The organism is Hoeflea sp. TYP-13 (assembly GCF_040932035.1).
In the GTDB taxonomy this organism is placed as follows: Bacteria; Pseudomonadota; Alphaproteobacteria; order Rhizobiales; family Rhizobiaceae; genus Hoeflea_A.
The window spans coordinates 440,296-459,773 of record NZ_JBFRBB010000001.1; the positions used below are offsets into that span (position 1 = coordinate 440,296).

General features: G+C 54.5%; 20 protein-coding genes. 9 read left to right on the top strand and 11 right to left on the bottom strand.

What is annotated here, in order from left to right; all coding sequences use genetic code 11:
- Positions 1-12 precede the first annotated feature (12 nt).
- The 4 genes from ABVT35_RS02010 to ABVT35_RS02025 all read right to left on the bottom strand — a co-directional run bounded on the left by ABVT35_RS02010 (position 13) and on the right by ABVT35_RS02025 (position 5,086).
- Positions 13-705 (bottom strand): endonuclease/exonuclease/phosphatase family protein, encoded by a 693-nt coding sequence (locus ABVT35_RS02010; protein ID WP_368464584.1) that lies wholly within the window; start codon positions 703-705, stop codon positions 13-15.
- Between the two features lie 11 nt (positions 706-716).
- On the bottom strand, positions 717-2,126 hold the full coding sequence (locus ABVT35_RS02015; RefSeq protein WP_368466253.1) for a phosphatidylserine/phosphatidylglycerophosphate/cardiolipin synthase family protein: 1,410 nt from the start codon (positions 2,124-2,126) through the stop codon (positions 717-719).
- 424 nt (positions 2,127-2,550) lie between these two features.
- Positions 2,551-3,837 carry an MgtC/SapB family protein gene (locus tag ABVT35_RS02020; RefSeq protein ID WP_368464586.1) on the bottom strand — a complete coding sequence of 429 codons (1,287 nt, stop codon included), beginning with the start codon at positions 3,835-3,837 and terminating at the stop codon, positions 2,551-2,553.
- Positions 3,838-3,922: 85 nt separating this feature from the next.
- Positions 3,923-5,086, bottom strand: a complete 1,164-nt coding sequence (locus ABVT35_RS02025) for a cation:proton antiporter (protein ID WP_368464588.1) — start codon at positions 5,084-5,086, stop codon at positions 3,923-3,925.
- 235 nt (positions 5,087-5,321) lie between these two features.
- Here ABVT35_RS02025 and ABVT35_RS02030 point away from each other — a divergent pair, with 235 nt between their 5' ends.
- Positions 5,322-6,005 carry a phosphoribosyltransferase gene (locus ABVT35_RS02030; RefSeq protein ID WP_368464590.1) on the top strand — a complete coding sequence of 228 codons (684 nt, stop codon included), beginning with the start codon at positions 5,322-5,324 and terminating at the stop codon, positions 6,003-6,005.
- Between the two features lie 46 nt (positions 6,006-6,051).
- Here ABVT35_RS02030 and ABVT35_RS02035 read toward each other — a convergent pair whose 3' ends face one another.
- Both ABVT35_RS02035 and ABVT35_RS02040 read right to left on the bottom strand, forming a co-directional pair.
- Positions 6,052-7,095 carry a hypothetical protein gene (locus tag ABVT35_RS02035; RefSeq protein WP_368464592.1) on the bottom strand — a complete coding sequence of 348 codons (1,044 nt, stop codon included), beginning with the start codon at positions 7,093-7,095 and terminating at the stop codon, positions 6,052-6,054.
- Between the two features lie 77 nt (positions 7,096-7,172).
- Positions 7,173-7,598, bottom strand: a complete 426-nt coding sequence (locus ABVT35_RS02040) for a DUF2267 domain-containing protein (RefSeq protein ID WP_368464593.1) — start codon at positions 7,596-7,598, stop codon at positions 7,173-7,175.
- Positions 7,599-7,780: 182 nt separating this feature from the next.
- Here ABVT35_RS02040 and ABVT35_RS02045 point away from each other — a divergent pair, with 182 nt between their 5' ends.
- On the top strand, positions 7,781-8,737 hold the full coding sequence (locus ABVT35_RS02045) for a ribose-phosphate diphosphokinase (protein ID WP_368464595.1): 957 nt from the start codon (positions 7,781-7,783) through the stop codon (positions 8,735-8,737).
- A gap of 72 nt (positions 8,738-8,809) precedes the next feature.
- Here ABVT35_RS02045 and ABVT35_RS02050 read toward each other — a convergent pair whose 3' ends face one another.
- The 3 genes from ABVT35_RS02050 to ABVT35_RS02060 all read right to left on the bottom strand — a co-directional run bounded on the left by ABVT35_RS02050 (position 8,810) and on the right by ABVT35_RS02060 (position 10,861).
- Positions 8,810-9,139, bottom strand: coding sequence for a TraR/DksA family transcriptional regulator (locus ABVT35_RS02050; protein WP_368464597.1), 330 nt, complete (start codon positions 9,137-9,139; stop codon positions 8,810-8,812).
- Between the two features lie 27 nt (positions 9,140-9,166).
- Positions 9,167-10,048 (bottom strand): MBL fold metallo-hydrolase, encoded by an 882-nt coding sequence (locus ABVT35_RS02055; RefSeq protein WP_368464599.1) that lies wholly within the window; start codon positions 10,046-10,048, stop codon positions 9,167-9,169.
- A gap of 132 nt (positions 10,049-10,180) precedes the next feature.
- Positions 10,181-10,861, bottom strand: a complete 681-nt coding sequence (locus ABVT35_RS02060) for a helix-turn-helix domain-containing protein (RefSeq protein WP_368464601.1) — start codon at positions 10,859-10,861, stop codon at positions 10,181-10,183.
- Positions 10,862-11,007: 146 nt separating this feature from the next.
- Between ABVT35_RS02060 and ABVT35_RS02065 the strand changes: the two genes are divergently transcribed.
- The gene (locus tag ABVT35_RS02065; protein WP_368464603.1) at positions 11,008-11,799 is read left to right on the top strand and encodes a response regulator; all 792 of its coding nucleotides are present in this window, start codon (positions 11,008-11,010) and stop codon (positions 11,797-11,799) included.
- On the opposite strand, the gene ABVT35_RS02070 is transcribed toward ABVT35_RS02065, so the two are convergent.
- The gene (locus tag ABVT35_RS02070; protein ID WP_368464605.1) at positions 11,796-13,337 is read right to left on the bottom strand and encodes a PAS domain S-box protein; all 1,542 of its coding nucleotides are present in this window, start codon (positions 13,335-13,337) and stop codon (positions 11,796-11,798) included. The two genes, ABVT35_RS02065 and ABVT35_RS02070, sit on opposite strands and share 4 nt — an antisense overlap.
- A 107-nt stretch (positions 13,338-13,444) precedes the next feature.
- Between ABVT35_RS02070 and ABVT35_RS02075 the strand changes: the two genes are divergently transcribed.
- The 5 genes from ABVT35_RS02075 (at position 13,445) to ABVT35_RS02095 (ending at position 16,983) form a co-directional block, all read left to right on the top strand.
- The gene (locus ABVT35_RS02075) at positions 13,445-14,095 is read left to right on the top strand and encodes a BON domain-containing protein (protein ID WP_368464607.1); all 651 of its coding nucleotides are present in this window, start codon (positions 13,445-13,447) and stop codon (positions 14,093-14,095) included.
- Between the two features lie 44 nt (positions 14,096-14,139).
- Positions 14,140-14,865, top strand: coding sequence for a VIT1/CCC1 transporter family protein (locus ABVT35_RS02080; protein WP_368464609.1), 726 nt, complete (start codon positions 14,140-14,142; stop codon positions 14,863-14,865).
- A 74-nt stretch (positions 14,866-14,939) separates the two neighbouring features.
- A complete protein-coding gene (locus ABVT35_RS02085) occupies positions 14,940-15,377 on the top strand; it encodes a host attachment protein (protein ID WP_368464611.1) in 438 nt (145 codons plus the stop codon).
- 108 nt (positions 15,378-15,485) lie between these two features.
- Positions 15,486-15,977: an Hsp20/alpha crystallin family protein gene (locus ABVT35_RS02090; RefSeq protein ID WP_368464613.1), complete on the top strand. Its 492-nt coding sequence runs from the start codon at positions 15,486-15,488 to the stop codon at positions 15,975-15,977.
- 160 nt (positions 15,978-16,137) lie between these two features.
- Entirely contained in the window at positions 16,138-16,983 is an 846-nt protein-coding gene (locus ABVT35_RS02095; protein ID WP_368464615.1) for a universal stress protein, read from the top strand.
- A 106-nt stretch (positions 16,984-17,089) separates the two neighbouring features.
- On the opposite strand, the gene ABVT35_RS02100 is transcribed toward ABVT35_RS02095, so the two are convergent.
- Positions 17,090-18,409 carry a site-2 protease family protein gene (locus tag ABVT35_RS02100; RefSeq protein ID WP_368464617.1) on the bottom strand — a complete coding sequence of 440 codons (1,320 nt, stop codon included), beginning with the start codon at positions 18,407-18,409 and terminating at the stop codon, positions 17,090-17,092.
- A 169-nt stretch (positions 18,410-18,578) separates the two neighbouring features.
- On the opposite strand from ABVT35_RS02100, the gene ABVT35_RS02105 reads away from it, so the two are divergent.
- On the top strand, positions 18,579-19,409 hold the full coding sequence (locus ABVT35_RS02105; protein WP_368464619.1) for a universal stress protein: 831 nt from the start codon (positions 18,579-18,581) through the stop codon (positions 19,407-19,409).
- The last annotated feature ends 69 nt before the right edge of the window (positions 19,410-19,478 follow it).

Genomic DNA, 19,478 nt, shown 5'->3' on the forward strand with positions numbered 1-19,478 from the left:
GTAACAATAAAATCACGGGCGGGCATCTCCCGGATAGCGGAAATCAAGCAATATGGGCCGGTGATCCGAGGGTCCCTTGAGCAGTGTTCGGGCGTTGCTGCAGTGCAATCGGCGAACCATGCATCTGTCGAGACGGAACGGCAAAAGATCGTGCGCGTGATGTGTTGAGCCTCGCGGTCCGACATCTGAAAAGCCACGCAAAACCACCGGGCCAAACGAGTTGTAGTCGCCGATGATGGCCGTAGGCCCCTCAGTCGAACGCGCAATTAGGCGCAATTGACGCCGATTGAGTATTTGGCCATGTGACAGATGGACATTGGCAACAGTTAATCCGGCGATTTCAAGAACCTGGGCAAATCGCGTGGGAAGTCTGCCCGGCAGTTTCGACGATGGCAATTCCAGGGGCCTCGGGTTCTGCAACGGAGTCCGGCTCCATACAGCGAGCCCATGACGACGACCCGGCCAGGATTGCGTGTAGTACTGTCCATGGGCTGATACGGATAATGGCTCGATCGCGCCCGTTACTTCCTGCATAAGAAACAGATCCGGCTGGTGTCTTTCGATTAATGCGGAAATATCGCCCGCAAGTGCTCCGGAACGATGCAAAAGGTTCCAACTGATGATCCGGAGCCTGCCACGTTGACTGACCTCGGTATCTTCGCGACGACGCAGCCCGGTTGTAAATCTGTCGGCGATCTTTCCCATCGGTCGTATCCCTACAAATAGGGTAAAAACAAACGAGCGCTGGCGTCACGCAACCGGCCGATTGTAGAGCGCCCGGCCAACTGATCTGACGTCAATGGTTCAGCCATTGCAACTTTTTCGCCGACTATTGCATTTATCGCGGAAACGGTGTCGGTGTCGTAGCACTCAACAAGGAACTCAAAATTCAGCTGTAGGCTGCGGACATCCCAATTTGCACTGCCGAAGGCACACCAGTTGCCGTCCACCGTAACCAGCTTGGAATGATCGAATGGTGCGGGGCTCATGAAGCACCGAATTCGCCCGATGGGAAAAAAAGACAGGTGCGCGCGTGTTGCCCAGTCGATAAATGCGTGATCGGACCGTTCCGGAATGAGCAAATCGATCTGCACACCACGAAGAGCCGCCAGATTGAGCGAAAACTTCAAACGCTCGTCAGGAAGGAAGTAGGGTGTCACGATGCTTATGCGATGTCTTGCCAGGCTAACTGCCGAGGCAAGGACCGTCTCTATGCTGTCGAAGTCCTCATCCGGCCCCGAATTGATGCCACGCGCGACAACCGAACCGCACGGGTCAAGCTTTGGCCACCAAATGTCGCCGTCCAGCATTTCACCTGTCGAGAAATTCCAATCTTCTGCAAAACTCGTCATCAACTGATGGACAACGGGACCGTCCAGCCGGAAATGCACGTCATCGATAGCCTGCTTGCGGAACCTGACGCGTGAGTACTCGCGCCCGAGGTTCAGTCCTCCTGTGAAGCCTATTTTTCCGTCAACAACAATGAGTTTCTTGTGGTTCCTCAGATTAAGGAATGACATTCGCCACGGGCGCCAATCATGCAGAAACCGCGTCACCAGAATACCGGCATTGCTGAGCTGGCGGACGACCGGTGAGAAGAAGTATCCGCTTCCAATCCCGTCGACCAGGACACGAACCTGGACACCGCGCTCACTTGCTGCAATCAGGGCGTTGACAAACTCGGTACCGACCTGATCGGGCCGGAAGATATAAGTTGCAAGCGCAATACTGCTGCGCGCCTTTGCAATTGCGGCAAGCATCTCGGGATAGGCTTCATCGCCACCTTGGAAAATTTCGATTCTGTTTCCGTAAGACAGTGGAGATTTCGTAACACGCGAGCCGATCTCGGCAAGTGTACGCATATTCGGATCAAGTCCCGCATCATTCAGCGTGAGTTGCGCTGCAACATCAGCATTCGCCCGTGTTCGGCGATTAATCCGCGACGCACGCCGCGTTACGCGATTGATTCCGAAGGCCACATAGATGATCGCCCCGAAATATGGAGAAAGCCATGCAAGGCCAATCCAGCCTATGGCGGCTCTTACTTCACTTTTGTTCAGAAGAACATGGCTAGTAACACCGATAGCCACCAATGCGTGCAGGATCGAAAGAGCGCCTAAGAGCATTTTCACTGAGTCTCATCCGGATGTTGGACTGTTCCCCTGAGGATATTCTGCCGCAAGGTGACGGTCCATTGGGGCTAATGACAATAACCGACCGGTTCTCTTGGACTTCGCCTGTGACATTGCCCGGCCAGATTGCGTCTTGGGTTGATCTGCGTCAAGCAGGCCCGCATCTTTCCCTTTGCGGCGATGAGCCGGCGGAACGTTTCAAACTGACTCGGGAGTTTGTCGGGCGGAAATTTCTCTCAACCGTCACGGAATTTCCCGGGATCGTTTCAATGAACGGACATTGCCTGTCGGGGCTGGTTCCAGGCAGTTATTGTTGTGTATCTTGCAGGCCTAAGAGATGGCGCTAAGATTCGCGCGACAAGCTTTTCACGGTAGATTCAATTCCGAACATTGGCCCGTTCCGCTGAGCTGTACACGCTCAATTCGGATGCCAATACAGCAATTCTCCCAATAGATATCCCAAATAACCCATGGCAGCGGCAGCCAAGGCCGTCAGCAGCAGTCGTAAACCCTGTCGCGCGCCGCCAATGAACCAGGCCAGACCGACCTTTGAAACCGTATTTGCCAAAACGGCAACCAATATTGCCAGCGCAGTGCTGCCGGTTGCCAATTGAGAGCGCCCCAGTCTGGCAAGTGACAGGGATATCGCATCTATATCGGCCAGTCCCGATACGGCCGCCACCGTGAGAATACCTGTTTCGCCAACGCGGCCCGCGGCCGCATCCACCACCACCATGACGAAAGCAAGCAGCGCCCCGAAACCCAGAACTGACTTCAGGTTGAATGGGTTGCGCAGTGACAATGGTTCGTGATCCGTTTCAGCATCGCCGCGTCTCATAAGAAACACGCCGCTACAGACCATGGTTGTCCCGGCAAGCAGCAGTGGCGGAGCCAACCACCGCATCAAGAGAGGATTGAAAACTCCGACTATTACAAGAACCCGAAAGACCATGATGGCGCCGGCGAAAACGGTGCCTCCGGCAAATAAGCGCTCCCGGTCCGGATGGGCCTTCGCAAGCCGTGACATGTTCATGGTGGTAACCGTCGAGGAAACAAGTCCGCCTGCAAGGCCAGACAGGAGGATACCTGTGCGCTCGCCTGCAATCTTGATTGCCAAATATCCGACGAATGACAGCGCTGCGATCATGATTGTCATCAACCAGAGTTCCCGCGGATTGAGTGTGCCGAAAAAACCGCTCATCTGCTCGGGAAGGATCGGGTATAAAATGACGGTCATCGCCAGCAGAACGAGGCTGGCTCTAAGTTCCTGCCAGGTTATGCGTTTGACCCATTCATGCAGTGCTGCCTTGGACGCCAGAATGCCGGCAACACCGACTCCGAAAGCCGCAGCGGCGACAGTGTCTCCAAGCACGGTGAAAGCGCCGAGCGCGAATGTCAGCATGGCGGCAACCACAGTGGTTGTTCCGAAGTCTCCGGCAGAAGCAGCCTCGCGATAGCGAAAGGCGGCTACGGTGATTGTCACCACGACAAATACGACCACGAGCGCAAGCAGCCCGATTGCCCCTTGACCTCGGGTCAGTAAGCCGAAGATGCCGCCAAGCAGGCCGATAAGCGCAAATGTTCTGACACCTGCGACGCGCGTGCCCTCGGGATTATCCCGCTCATGCCAGCCGCGTTCGATACCGATGAGAGTGCCAATCGCCAGTGCGACGGCCAACTGAAGGTAAATGTCGCTGATTTCCAATGTCGCAACCTCACTTGTCAGATGCCGCGTTCCCTGTGATTATTTTTGACCGGCCAGCTTTCGGCATCCATGACCAAAACGGGGTTCAACGAATTTCACCCACTCGGCGAAGCGCCGTTTGCGTCAACACGGGACCGATTATCTCGAAGATAACCGTTGTTCCGATAGTCACCACGAGCAAGGTTTCTCTGAATTCCGGTACGTGATTGCTGGCTACGAGCGCCATACCGAGCGCGACACCTGCCTGCGGCATCAGCGCAACGCCGATCCAGCGGCCGTACACGGACGGTGCCGACGACAGCCATGCGCCGATCCATCCGCCAAAAATGCGGGCTATAAACCTCAAAATCAGGCATGCGAAGCCGACGAGGCCGATATATTGAAGGGCGTCAAATTCCAGCGACGCGCCCGCCAGGACGAAAAACAGCACCATGAAAGGCCATTCAATATGCTCGATTTCGTGAAAGGCCCGCTCGTGATGCCGGGCGAAGTTGATGACAATTGCACCGGCAATCATGCCCGCCAGAAGGAACGAGGCGCCGAGCCAGGTTGAAAGGCCCGCACAGACAAATACGATCCCGATCGCCTCTGACTGCATCGGCTCGCCCGGTCGCAACCGGCCGGTCAGGTAAGCTGCGGGAAATCCTACAGCCATGCCTATCAGCGTGGCGTAGGCGATTTCCCGCAAACCGTCTTCCAGCAATAGGAAACCGCTGCCACCGAGAAGCGCTTTTGCCGCAACCAGCAGAAAGCTGAATACAATGAGGCCCCAAGCGTCGTCGACGGCGACAATACCCAAAAGCGTTGTCGTGAAGGTACCTTTTGCCTTTGTCTGCCTGACGACGTCCTGCGTTGCGGCCGGAGCGGTGGCTGTGGCGATGCCGGCAAGAAGCAGCGCCAGTGGTGCTGTGACACCGATCGTCATCAGTCCGCCGGCGACGACAACGGTCGTCGTAACCACTACAGACAGGGAAATGGCCAGTATCTGTTTTCCGTTGGCACGCATGTTTTGAGCCGAAAGAATGCCGCCAAGCAAAAACGCCACCATGGTCAGCGCGATCGTTGCCAGGACTTCGTACCAGTCCGCAAATTCACGGGGCAGAATATCAAGGCCGGATGGTCCTGCAACCACGCCGGACAGGATCAGTAGCGTGACGCGGGGAACCATTGTCCGGCGGCCGATTTCGTCGGCAAGCAGCCCGACCAGCAGCAGGCAGCCTATTGTCAGTAATGTGAAATGCAGACCCATTTGCGCCTTTCACGCCTCCTAGCGAATGCATGGATACCAGCGAAATTTCTTTGTCATCCTCTCATGCGATTTCGTCCTGCGTCATGCCGTCGCCAGAAATATACCCCTATGCGCCGCTTGGTTCTTTTGACGCTTGTCAATTATCGGATACGGAATGCACTTAATACTCTGTCAGCCGTCAGCACGGTTGCGACCATGAAAGCTGATGGTGCACAGAAAATGGAGGTTTTCTCGTATGTTTGGGGTTGGCCATTTTCGCAGCAGGGAGGATGCGGGCCATCAGTTGTGCGATCACATGCCGGACATTGATCCATTGTCCACGGTGGTGGTTGCTTTGCCCAGGGGCGGGGTTCCGGTTGGTGCCGTGATTGCAGAGCGGTTTCGCCTACCCCTTGACGTGCTGCTGATCCGTAAGATCGGTGTGCCAGGGCACAGGGAACTGGCATTGGGCGCAGTTTCGGACGGCGAAAAACAGGAAATCACCGTTAATGAAGATGTCGCGGCGGCACTGAGGCTCGACAGCGATGATATTCGGGAACTTGCCGAGCGCGAACTTCCGGAGCTGGAACGGCGGCGGCAATTGTTTATGCGCGGGCGTCCCCCGATACCGCTGAATGGCAAGACGGTCGTTCTTGCCGATGACGGCGTGGCAACAGGCGCAACAATGCGGTCGGCCATCAGGATTGTCAGACAACGTCAGCCCGAGCACATCATTCTGGCACTTCCGGTTGCACCCAGGTCGACGCTCGCGATGTTACGACCAGATGTCGACGAAGTAGTGTGTCTGTTGCAGCCTGAACCCTTCATTTCGGTCGGAAGTTATTTCTCGGATTTTGGCCAGGTTGACAATTTGGAGGTGGTGGATCTCCTCAGGCGCTGCAACCGCAACAACGACAATGGCGGAAAGGGTGCAGCCTGAAGAGGCCGAAGCAAATGCCGGCGAATGGTCGGGATTGCGTGGCGAATTACCGGCTGTTGTCTGAAATCGGAATTGACAGTTTGGCGGTTTTCCCGTCCAGACGCAGGACTGCAGTTGCGGCCCTCACATAAGACAGAGACTGCTCAATCCACATTTTCGGCTTTTCGGGATTCGGGTCCAGCAGATGGTCGATCGCCAATCGTGCGCGTAGCAGCAGCCGGAAAACGCTGTAGGTTTCAAGCAATCCGGGCGAGGGTGCATCACCAATGCGCTCTTCGACCAGGTGCAACAACAAAGGGCCAATCCATTCGGCTCCGGCCTGCCGGCATTCGAGGCCGAGATAATTTACTTCGTCATAAATATCTATCGCCAGCATGTTTGGATCGAATTCAAGCCGGTCGAATAATACCGGCGGACTGACAAGACATACGTGTTCGGGTCTCAAATCGCCGTGCCCCTCGACAATAAGACCCTCGCAAATGCGGTCTTTGATCTCCGGCATGTTTTTATGTAATTGCGTGTGTGAAGCCTTCAAAACCGCATCGATCGAGGAACAATTCAGTTCGGCCCGCATAGCCGTCAGATGTTGTTCGTTGACACGTGATTCCCGAATGAGATGGTTCGCGTAGATTGGAGTCAGCACCGGATTTCGGCGCTGCCTGCGGTAGAAATCAGACAGATATGCCGCCAGCTCGGTGATCTCGGTGCGTGAGACGTCATTGCCTGTAATGCGATTGCTGAGGAATTGCGCCTCCGGCAGACGCTCCATGACAACCAGCCAGTCGACAATTTTTCCAGAACCGTTCAGCGCGAACCTGCCGTCGTTGTCCAGTCTTAGTGGCGTAACGCCCAGGTAAGTATTTGCGGACAATTGAGAATTAAGGCGGTACTCCTCCCGGCAAAGGTGCTCCCGGCTGTCCAGCCGTGTGGCGTCAAGATATGCAAAGCGAACGGGCTTTTTCATTTTGTAAACCCGTTCGTCCGTTAGAAAGACCATGGCAGTGTGTGTTTCTCTGACCCGCACTTTATTTGTCGTGCCGGGATAGGATGAGGGATCCTTCAGGAAATCAACCTTGTCACTGAACTTCATGGGTTGCCCTTTTGCGCACCAACCACGGAAGTGGTTGAGATTCGGGCGGCGGCTGAACGGCACCGTCGGCCGAACCGCTAAGGCCAAAGTCGCCTGATATCCTTTGGCATCGCCTGTACAACATCGTCGATTTCGCCCGGGGACACGTGGTCCTTCAGCAAAGCGAACACCGCGGTAACCGCGCCCTCGTCATCTGGCAGCGGGTCTTTTGTGAAACCTGCGTTGACCCGCTGAAGAAACGCTTCTTTATTGCGTGGATGCACAGGGGTGGACGACGGGTTCCAGCCCTCGAAATAGATACCGCGAATGAGAATGGGCAGTTGCGCCGACAGTTGCGCCGCCTCGTCCACCGACAGCCAGTCTCTTACTGCATGAAGTGTTGCACGCAATAACATGTAGGCCTGCTGACTTTCCGGCAGATCTGCCGTGTCTCGCAGAACATTCAGCCATTCCTGCACGACATTGGGCGCGTGATCGAGTGTCTTAATGCCAGTGATGTTCATGGTCCCACCCTCGCGTCTTATTGATGATATGCGGTCTCAGTCATTCGCGGTGCCATTATCAATCCGATGACCGGCCGCAGATTGACGCTCGTCAATTGGTGTCTGGAAACCCTACATATAGTGGCAGGCAGTCTGTCGGCGGCTGAGCCGTACGGATTTTGGACCGGACCAAGGGTGGTGCCATGCTGTTTTTCGCATTGAATGGAAGTGACGATCTGGGACGCAAAATTGCGGCCGCAGGCGGATTTCAGGTTGCGCTGCATGAGGAACGCGAATTTGACGGCGGCGAACACAAGACACGCCCGCTGACAAGCGTCAGAGGCAAGGATGTTTATGTGCTGCACAGCCTCAACGGGACCTCTGACGCATCAGCCAATGACAAGCTCTGCCGGCTGCTCTTTTTCATTGCCACATGCAAGGAAAATGGTGCGGCAAGAGTGACTGCTGTCGTTCCCTATCTTGCCTACTCGCGCAAGGACCGGCAAACCAAGGCGCGTGATCCGGTGACAACGAAATACGTGGCTGCGCTTTTCGAGGCGGCCGGAACCGACATGATCATTACACTCGATGCCCATACGGTCATTGCGTATCAAAATGCATATCGGTGCCAATCCATTCACGTCGATCCAAACAGGCTTTTTGCCGAGAGTTTGGTGGCTGCAATGAATTCGGAAAGATATGCCGTTCTGTCGCCTGACGCCGGAGGCATTAAGAGGGCGCAATTGTTCCAGGAGACTTTGGAAACCAGCGCGGGTCGAGACATCGCTTTTGCAATGATGGAAAAGCGCCGAAGCGGCGGAGTTGTGTCAGGAAGTTTATTTGCCGGAGATGTCGACGGGCGCACCGTTTACGTGGTTGACGACATGATTGTCGGTGGCGAAACGGTGAAGCGCGCGGCACGGACGTGTCTGGAAAACGGCGCCAGGGATGTTCATGTTGTGGCAACCCATGCCCTGTTTGGCGCGAACGGAGCCGAAAATCCTGTTGGAGATGATATTGGCCGCCTTTTCGTGACGGACAGCATTGAGATGCCGGATCACGTCGCCGCAGCACTAGGCAGCAGGCTTCAGATCGTGTCGGTGGCACCGCTTCTCGGCGCCGTCATCAATCGATCACACAGCAGCGCATATGCCTCATAATAATCTGCCGGCAGTGAAACCCGTAACGGGATAATTTTTCACTGCTGGTTGCGGTCGGCGGCGTCCAAATATCTATGCCATGCAGTTCCGGCATAGGGTAGCATAGGGAACAGCATCCAGGCGCTCTTCGGAAATCGGTTCACCGCATTTCAGGCATTGCCCGTAGACCCCGTTCTCGATGCGCTTGAGCGCTGCATCAATGGCCGCCACCTCTTCCTGGCCGGCCAATCCCTGCAGTTCGAACACTTCGTCGAGTTCGCGCTCGGTTGCGCGTTCCCCTGCATCCGGATTTGCGGGATCGTCCAGCCAATCATCCAGCTTTGTCATGCGTTGGATCAGCTCGGCGCGCCGTTCAAGGAGGGTTTTTCGCCGGGTTTCCAGGTCTGTCGTCGATTTCTCCATGGGCGGGTCAGCCTCCTTGGGGTGGGATCAAAGCGCATTGATCGGGATTTTCAGATAGGACATCCCGTTCTGTTCAGGCGGCGGCAATTGTCCGGCGCGCATGTTTATCTGAACTGCAGGCAAGATGAGTGTGGGCATTTCCAGTGTGGCATCGCGTTTGTTGCGCATCTCGACAAACCGCTCCTCCGGCGTTCCTGTCTGCACATGGATGTTGTTGTCCATTTCATCCCGGACCGTGGTCTCCCATGCTGGCGGCCGGCCTCCAGGTTGATAGTCGTGGCACATAAAAAGCCGTGTATCTGGCGGCAGTCCGTAGATCTTTCCGATGGACCGGAAAAGTGTTGCAGCATCTCCGCCGGGAAAATCACATCGCGCCGTTCCGAAATCGGGCATGAATAAAGTATCGCCCACAAACGCAGCATCACCGATCAGATAGGTACTGCACGCCGGAGTGTGCCCGGGCGTATGAATCACCCGGCCAGTTAGCTCGCCAATGTTAAATGTTTCCTCCGGCCGGAACAGATGGTCGAACTGGCTGCCGTCCGTTTTGAATTCCGGACCTGTGTTGAAGACTTTGGCGAAGGCTTTTTGTACGGCCGTGATATGTGATCCGATGCCGATGATGGCACCAAGCTGTTCTTTCAAATACGGAGCTGCCGTCACATGGTCGGCATGGGCGTGGGTTTCAATAATCCACTCAACATTCAGGCCGTGACTTTTTACAAATGCGATGACCTCATCCGCTGACAGGGTTCTTGTGCGCCCCGATTTCGGATCATAGTCCAAAACCGGATCGATAATGGCGGCAATCTTCGTGGCCGGGTCGGATACAACATAGGTGATTGTATATGTTGCCGGATCGAAGAATGCCTCGACATCAGGTTTTGCAACGACTGCTGGCGTTTCCATTCCTGGCTCCTCATAGCAGTTTAAGCCTCGGCTGCAGGGGTCCGTGAACCCATTTTAGCGGCCAGGGAGCGAAGGCCGTTGATTTCGGTCAACATCTGCTTGTATTGAGGCTCCGCCTGCGGCAGATCCTGATTACTCGCGCTCGGCAAGCGCCTTGAGTTCCGACGGCCGGCGAACGCAAACGCGATGCTTGTTTGGAAGATCGATGATGCCGTTCTGGCGCAACCGTGTCAGCGTGCGACTGATCGTTTCATGCGATAATCCCAGAAAGTCGGCGATATCCGACCGGCACATTGGAATATCGAAACAGGTCCTGCTGTCCTTTTTCTCCCCGACGCGGCCCATCAGCGCGGCCAGGAATGATGCGACCTTTTCCATGGCGGACTTGCGGCCGAGCATGATGAAGTGCTCCTGCATGTTGTTGACTTCACATGCTGCATATCTGAGCAGTTCATTGCAGAAATTCGGATCTCGCTCAAAACAGGTGTTGGAGGCATTTTTCCTGTGAACCCTCAATTTGACGTCGCAAACGGTTTCACAGTCGCAATGATAAAAGCGGTCGTGGCTTAGGCCGACCACATCGCCGGGGTATCCAAAGGAGAGTATTTGACGGCGGCCGTCGAACAGAATTTTGGAGGTGCGCACCACACCTTCGACCATCTCGTAGACGAATTCCGCCTCGTCTCCTTCGAAGAATAGCGGGTGACCTGCAGATACATTGATAATCTGTGGTTGGGATTCATTGCTTGCGCTGACCTGAGTAGAGATTATATTCGAATTATTGAATATACTGACTGGCGATGTAACATACATTGCAGAATCTCCCATACGCGACTTTTGTACAGGGGCATTCAATCCTATGCAGGTATCATTGCTATCTCGCATTTGTATCAAAATGTATGAGATCGTATATTTGGCGTGATTGGACGCTTTATTTCACGCTCTGGTGGTGGGCTGCAATGTCGCACGCGAGCACCGGCAACACAGGACGCATGGAGCACGCGTTGTCCGAGGAAACCAAGACGATTCTGGTGGTTGACGATGAGCCGAAAGTTCGCCTGCTTTTGCGCCGCTGTCTGGAATCGGAAGGTTATTCCGTTCTTGAAGCTGAAAATACAGCGGCGGTTTACGATTACCTTGATCAAAATGCAGTCGATCTCATTACACTGGACCTCAATCTAGGTGCGGAGAACGGTCTGGAAATCGCCGCCGATCTCAGGGCGAAATCCGACATTCCGATCATAATCGTGACAGGCAAGGGTGACGTCATCGACCGGGTTGTTGGCCTGGAGATGGGAGCGGATGATTATATTTCAAAACCGTTTCATGTTCGTGAGGTGCTGGCCCGCGTCCGTTCCGTAATGCGTCGCAGCTCCGAGCGCGCAGATGCATCTTCGGAAATTTCACGGCAGGCCAGTGTGCGGGATGGCGAGACCGTTTATCATATCGACGGCTGGATGGTGTGTCCGTCCCGGCTGGAGCTGAAGGATTCTGGCGGCGCGGCACATAGTTTGACGGCGAATGACTTCAAATTGCTGTCAGTGTTTCTGGAAAGCCCCAAGAGAGTCCTGTCGCGCGACCAGATCATGGATCAGATGAATGGACACGACTGGACGCCCTATGACCGGACGATCGACAATCAGGTGGCGCGCCTCAGAAAGAAAATCGAGCCGGATCCGAACAATCCGAAGATTATCAAAACGGTCCGCGGGGTGGGTTATATGCTTGCCGTCGACGTGACGGTTTCTTAGCTTCGATCGTCCAGCGCCTCACGCAATGCACGCGCAAGCTCGGCCTGTCTGTAGGGTTTTCGCAGGAGCCGCACGGATCGGCTCGTCAGTTTTTCGGAGTGGACAAGATCTTCCGCATATCCCGAGGTCAGTAACACGCCCATTTTCGGGTGTTGGCGATGGACAATATCGGCAACTTCATAGCCCGATATACCCCCCGGCATGACCAGATCTGAAAACACCAGATCAATATCGGGTGTCTTGCCAAGTAAACGAAGAGCTTCATTGCCGTCGTCTGCGGAGATCGTGCGATAATTGAGTACCTTCAGACGCTGCAGCGTCAGTTTGCGCACGCGCGGATCGTCTTCAACCACCAGGACCAGTTCGCCATCTCCCTGGAACGAGCGGCTTTTGATTTCGCCATGATCTGAAGCTGTGTCTTCCGCGGTGCCAACGTGACGCGGCAGATAGAGGTTGACCGTCGTTCCAAATCCCAGCTCGGAATATATCGTCATATTTCCGCCGGTCTGCTTGGCAAATCCGTAAACCATGGACAGGCCCAATCCCGTTCCGCGGCCGGATTTTTTTGTAGTGAAAAACGGCTCGATTACTTTTTGGAGAGTGTCGTCGGACATGCCGGTGCCCGTATCGGATACCGATATGCGGATATAGTCACCCGGTTCGACATCTATTTCCTGCGCCGTATATTGTTTGTCGATTACAGCATTCGTCGTCTCGACAATCAGGCTGCCACCGCTTGGCATGGCATCCCGTGCATTGACCGCCAGATTAAGCAGTGCAGTTTCGACCTGCCCGGGGTCGGCATGGGTTTTCCAGAGACCTTTGGCCAGTGATGTGTCAAGCTCGACATGGCTGCCGAGAGTCCGCTTCAACATGTTTGAAACGTCGCCGACAAGTGCGTTAATGTCGACGATTTCGGGACGCAGAACGCTGCGCCTGGCAAAGGCAAGAAGCCGGTTGGTTAAATCCGCTCCCAATTCCGCCGCTTCCTGTGCCTCGCGCAACAGCTCCAGTTGTATTTGGTCTTCAATTCTCAGCTCAAGCAGTTCGAGATTGCCTGTTATTATTGTCAGCAGATTGTTGAAGTCGTGGGCAACCCCGCCGGTAAGCTGGCCGATGGCCTCGAGCCTTTGCGAGCGCCTCAAGGCGTGTTCAGTTGATTTTCGGGCTGTCAGGTCATGGATTATGCCGCAAAAGAATACTTCTTCCTTGTTCCAGAACTCGCTCACGGACAGGTGCAAGGGAAAGGTGGATCCGTCCTTTCGTTTTCCAAGGACCTCACGGCCCGTCCCGATGATGTGTTTTTCGCCGGATTCGAGATAACGGCGAATATAGTCGTCATGTTGTCCGGCCCAGGGCTTTGGCATGAGAATATTGACGTTGCTGCCGACGAGTTCTTTGTTTGAATAGCCAAACAAACTTTCTGTCGACCTGTTGGCAGACTGGATTATGCCGCCGTGGTCAATCGTTATGATTGAATCGACAGCGGCGTTCAGCAGTGCCTCCAGCCAGGTTGTTTTACCGGTCTTGTCGCTCATCGTTATCGCAAATTGATAGTGCCGTCTGCCAATTGATGCACGTCAATCGACTGCCGTGCAACTTTGTCATCCTGAACTCGGAGTTATTTCAGGAGCAGGAGGCGGTCATGGTGCCGGATTCCCTATTGAAGCAGCGTGTGCTGGATGAGATTCGCTGGGACCGTAATGTCGATGAAACGCATATTGGCGTCACCACCTCGGATGGCTCTGTCACACTAAGCGGGCATGTTGCCAGTTTTCCGGAAAAATATTCGGCTTGCGAAGCGGCGAAACGCGTCAGGGGCGTTAAAGCGGTGGCAGATGAGATTGACGTCGATCTGCCTGCGGAAATCCGCCGGGATGACGGCAGCATAGCGCAGCGAATAGCACATGTTCTTGAGTGGAGTGTTTCGATCCCGGACAGCAATTTGAAAGCAAAGGTGCAAAGCGGCTTCGTCACGCTGACCGGCGAGGTCGACTGGCAGCATCAGCGTGCTCAAATTTCGCAGCATGTGCGACACGTGACCGGAGTAAGGGGATTGTCAAATCAGATAACGCTAAAGCCGCGGGCCACATCCGCCGACGTAAAGAAGGAGATTGAAAACGCGCTCTATCGCAACTCCGAAAGGGAGGCTGAGGGGATTAAGGTGACGGTATCCGGTGACACCGTTACCCTCAGCGGCAATGTGAACGCACATTACCGGCGCGACCTTGTAGAACAAGCTGCCTGGTCCGCGCCAGGCGTGCGGCATGTGATCGACAATATACGTGTTTCATAATGGCGACGGCCGGATTTGCTGGTCGTCTTTAAACCGGGTGGCAAATGAACAATAGCGACCACGGCCATAGCAGGGATGAAATCCGCCGAAGACTGTCGAGGCCATTGTCCCGCGGATACTTGCGGGACTTCATCTATGGTGGAATCGACGGTGCGGTGACCACCTTTGCCATAGTTGCCGGCGTCGAGGGAGCCGGATTTTCGCGATCCGTCATCATCGTGCTTGGAGTTGCCAATATATTGGCTGACGGCTTTTCCATGGCTGCCGCGAATTATTCCGGTACAAAGGTTGACGTGGACAACATCAGACGGCTTCGCGAGATTGAACGCGAACATATCCAGCATACGCCGGAAGGCGAGCGCGAGGAGGTTCGTCAGATTCTGCAGTCAAAGGGGATCGAGGGCAGGGTCCTCGAGCAGGCGGTTGACGCCGTTACCGCCAACGAAAAGACCTGGATCGATATGATGCTGGTCGATGAGTATGGGGTTTCCCCGGTCGTGGCGAAACCGCTTACCGCTGCTCTGATGACATTTTTTGCATTCCTGCTATGCGGCTTTGTTCCATTGTTGCCATTCCTGATTGGTGTACCCGATCCCTTTGGCCTCACCATTGTGATTACCGCTACGACATTCTTCGCAATCGGCGCGATGAAAAGCTTCTGGGCCCTGTCTCCCTGGTGGCGGTCCGGATTGGAAACGTTGCTTATCGGGGCAGCCGCTGCGTTTATTGCATATCTGGCCGGTAGTTGGATCGGTGCGATTGCGGCATAATTGATCACGATCAATTTCTGCCCGATGACTGGTATCAAAATCACATCACTCATAAACGGAAACGGATTGGTGACATGAAGCCGCGAAAGACATGGATATTGATAGCGGATGGTGGCTGCGCCCGGATAGTTGAACACCGCGGACCGGGTCTTGGTCTTTCCCCGATGCCTGACAGAAACTGGCAGGCTTCGAAACCCCAGGAGTTTGCAGACCGGCCCGGCAGGTCATTCAACCGGATGCACGCTGCACGCCACAAGATGGAACCGAGCAACAAGGCGGTTAGCGATCAGGACAGGTTTGCTAACACGCTGCTGGCCGATCTCGCTGATTGCCACGTCAACGGATTGTTCGAAGACCTCATCCTATGTGCTGCACCGTCCATGTTGGGCAGTTTGCGCAAACAGATGCCCGACGCGCTGAAATCGGCTATCCGCGCCGAAGTCGCCAAGGATCTCAAGGACGTTCGCGTACGTGATCTCGCTCCCCATTTCGAGGATGTGCTGGCTGTCTGAACGTTTTGATCCATCTCAATTTCGGGTGCTGATTGCCGGTTATTCTGGTCTTAGTGGCCGTGGGAAACGGTCATTCGAGCAACCGAACTTGAATAAAGGAGATAACCGATGAGACGTTCTTTCCTTCCCTCAGTTTTCAGCGACGAAAAAGATACACAGTCCGCTTTTCATTCGCTGCAAAAGGAGATCGACAGGGTCTTTGACGACTTCAGAGGATGGGTTCCTCGCTTTGAGGCCGCGCGCTTTCCGGACGGAAATAGCCGGATCGTCCCCAAGCTCGATATGAGCGAAACGGACGATGCAGTCGAAATCACGGCAGAGTTGCCGGGTGTCAAGGAGCAGGATGTGGATGTTTCGGTGGCATCCAACATTCTTACGCTCAAAGGGGAAAAGTCTTTCAGCAAGGAAGAAAAAGAAAAGGACTATCGTGTTGTCGAGCGGTCTTACGGCAGTTTCTCGCGCTCTCTGCCTCTGGCATTCGACATAGACGCGGACGCAGTCTCGGCAAACTTCAATGATGGCGTTTTGACCATCACAATCAAAAAGCCACCCGAAATTGCTGAACAAACAAGAAAAATCGAAGTTACCAAGTCGCACTAGCTGACGAGCTGGATGGTGCTTGGGGCAAGCGCCAGCTCCAAGCTCCGGTCAGCTTGACGCCAGCTGCCATGTCCTCGAAAACACGGCGGCTGGCGTTTGTCGACGGAATGCCGAAGCCGGGGCCAGTTGACCGGCGATGCGACAGTAGGAGAACAAGGTGATGTCTTACAAGACCATACTTGTCTGCCTGACGACGGAGGCAAATGCAGAACGTCTGACGCGGGCAGCTTGCCTGCTTGCGAAAAAATTTGAAGCACATCTGATTGGATTGCATACGAAACAGGAAATGCCGATCCACCCCGGTGTATCGGTCTACATCACAGACGATGCGGTTGAAGCGTTCAAAACGGGGCAGACCCGCCAGGCCGAACAGATCGGGCTTATATTCCGGAATGTGACAAGCGCGGCCGGTTTGAATGGCGAATGGAGGCTTGTCGAGGCAGGATCCGAGAGCGCCGGTAACCAGCTCGTTGAACATGCGCGTTGCGCCGACCTTGTTGTCATATCGCAAGCCGACCCCGATACTGACCGGCCCGACCAGGAGGGTATCCAAAAGCAAATTATTCAGGAAGCAGGGCGGCCGGTAGTCGTTGTGCCCAATATCTGGGAGGCTGACAGCATCGGAAACAATTTGTTGATTGGCTGGAGCGCAACGCGTGAGGCGACCCGCGCACTGCATGATGCAATTCCGTTCATGCGCGACGGAGGTGAGGCATCGATCATTTGGGTTTCGCATTCCAGGAAGGGGCAGGGCAGCCTGCTTTCACAGACGGCGCACGAAATTGCCGCCGGTCTCGACCGTCATGGTGTAAAAACGACGGTAACACATTGGGATAATGTGGATATCGCGATCGGAGACGCGATCCTGAACGAGGCTTTTGTTCGTGGAGCCGATATGATCGTATCCGGTGCATTCGGACATTCGCGTTTTTACGATTTTGTCATTGGTGCAACGACAACGCACCTACTCGAACATATGACGGTCCCGATCCTGTTTTCCAATTGAGTTTGCCTTTTGAGGCAATTGATCGTGCACGCATGAACAAAAAAAGCAAAATCCAGAGATACAAGCGAGGCCCGCAAGACACCCTCTAGCTCCGGCATGGACTTGATCATGAGGGGTGAGGTTTTTCACTGCCAGAATCGTTTCCCCGGAATTGATCCGCCGGTAAGCCTAGTCCCTGTCTTATAGAGAGGTAGGAGAGCAAATCCGTAAGCGATATGACACCCTCAAGTTTACCGGCACTTCCGACAAGCATCTTGCGCCGGCCGCCTCGTGCCATTTTTTCAAACAGGGTGTCGACAGGCATCTCCGGTGGAACCGTGTTTTCCTCGCTGCACACAACCAATATGTCGCTGAGACGCGTTGCCGGCCAGTTTTCGCGTTCGATCTCCTTAATCAGCGAGGCGTCGATATAACCCAGAAGATGGTTACCTTCCATGACCGGAACAAAGCTCACACTGTTCTTAAGCATTGTCTCGTAAACCGTTTTTTCGACACTGTCCTCCACATCTGCAGTCAGCGGCTGCGCTGTCATCAAAGTACGGACGGTCTGGTCCTTGAGCGCCGCTTTGATCATCAGTTGCTGATAACTGCTTCTTGAAGCGCTGACGATGAAAAAGCCGATCAGGATTTGCCAAAGGCCACCGATGGAGTTTGCCGACAGCAGTGAGAAAACACCCGAGGCAATCAGAAAGACGCCGAAAAATGTACCAAAGCCGCTGGCAATTCGGGTTGCGGCATAGAGATCCTTTTTCACGTGCCAGAGAGCTGCTCTCAATACCCTGCCGCCGTCGAGCGGAAAAGCCGGAACGAGATTGAATACTGCTATAACCAGATTGATAAACCCCAGATAGGCGAATACGACAGGTAGCGGTCTGGAAGCTCCATTGCTGTCGAGGCTGATGGCGGCAAGGTAAAAGAACAGCGCGAGTGCAAAACTCATGGCCGGGCCCGCTATGGCTATCCAGAATTCTGACTTCGGGCTTTCGGGCTCCTGTTCCAGCTCAGCCACGCCACCGAAGACAAACAGCGTAATGCCACCGACTTCCAACCCGAATTGGCGCGCGACAATCGAGTGGGATAGTTCGTGCAGGACAAGGGAGGCAAAAAGGCCCAGCATAGCTATGACTGACAGTGCAATATAATCGTAGTGAGATTTTCCCGGGAGTTGCACGGGAAAGTAGGCAACCGCCAGGCTCCACACGATCAAAGCCGCGATAAGTAACCAGCTCGGATCAATACGGATCTTGAAGCCCGATATTTCGAACAGCGTCACTGCATTTTTAAACATTGTCCGTACACCAAATTCACCGGATCTATGGCTGATGGTGCGACGGTGACCGATTTCCCCGAATTGTTTTTGACTTCTATCAAGTTTTTGCTGTTTCCAAGGAAATTCATTGGCTGATCGTTGAAACGCCTGTTTCAAGCGGTGCCGGATGCAATCGTATCTCCATCACTTTCACCTTCAGTGAACGCGGTATCCGATTGCAATATGCGTTGCTTGTTCAGCCGGCAATTGATCTGGCGCAATCTGCCTGACGTGGTTGCTGTCAATCTGGTCGAAACGGTCTTTGAACCAGATTGAGGAGAATACGATGGCCATCACCACGCTGCTTGCTGTTCATTCCGCTGACGAGACGATCGGATCCGTGAAGCCGATACTGTCGCTTGCCGGGAAAATGGGTGCGCATCTGAACCTGGTTGTATTTGGCGCCCTCAAAACCGTACCGGCAACCAGTTATCCCGGATTGCCGGACGATTATTTTGCCGAAGAACATGAGCGGACTGTCAAGCAAACGCATGCGCGTGCAGAAAGCGTCAAGGCCTTGATTCAGGAAGAGTATGTATCGGCCTCGATACTGGTTGAATGTATTGATCGGGGCATGATCGGCCGCACCATGTCCCGGCACGCACTTTATGCGGATATCACCATTTTTCCGAACCAAAGCGTCCCGGAAAACGAGCTTATGACCGATGCGTTCAACGGAATCCTGTTTGATTCCGGGATGCCGGTGCTGACCCTTGGCGCCGAAGATGCTCCTCTGCCGGAACCGAAACGCATTCTGATGGCTTGGAATGGCGAACCTGAAGCTGCCAAGGCCTTCCACCATAGCCTTCCCCTACTCGATGCTGCGGAGGACATCCACGTTGTGATCGTGGACCCCACGGGTTATGCACCGCGCGCAAATCCCGGTGACGACATGGCTGCTTTCATTACGCGTCACGGCAGGAAGGTAACCGTTGATACACTTGCCAGCGCCGGCAGGGAGGTGGCGGATGTGCTGCTTCAACACGCCCTTGATAAGGATGCCGACCTGATCGTTATGGGGGCTTACGGTCACACCCGTCTCAGGGAATGGTTGCTCGGCGGAACGACACGGGAAATGCTGTCCAAATCGCGTCTGCCGGTGTTGATGGCGCACTGACGGCATCGTCCGGTTCCGCGTTGCGCGCGGTTGGTGCCGGTTTCAAGGATAAGGATAGGGAGTGGGCTT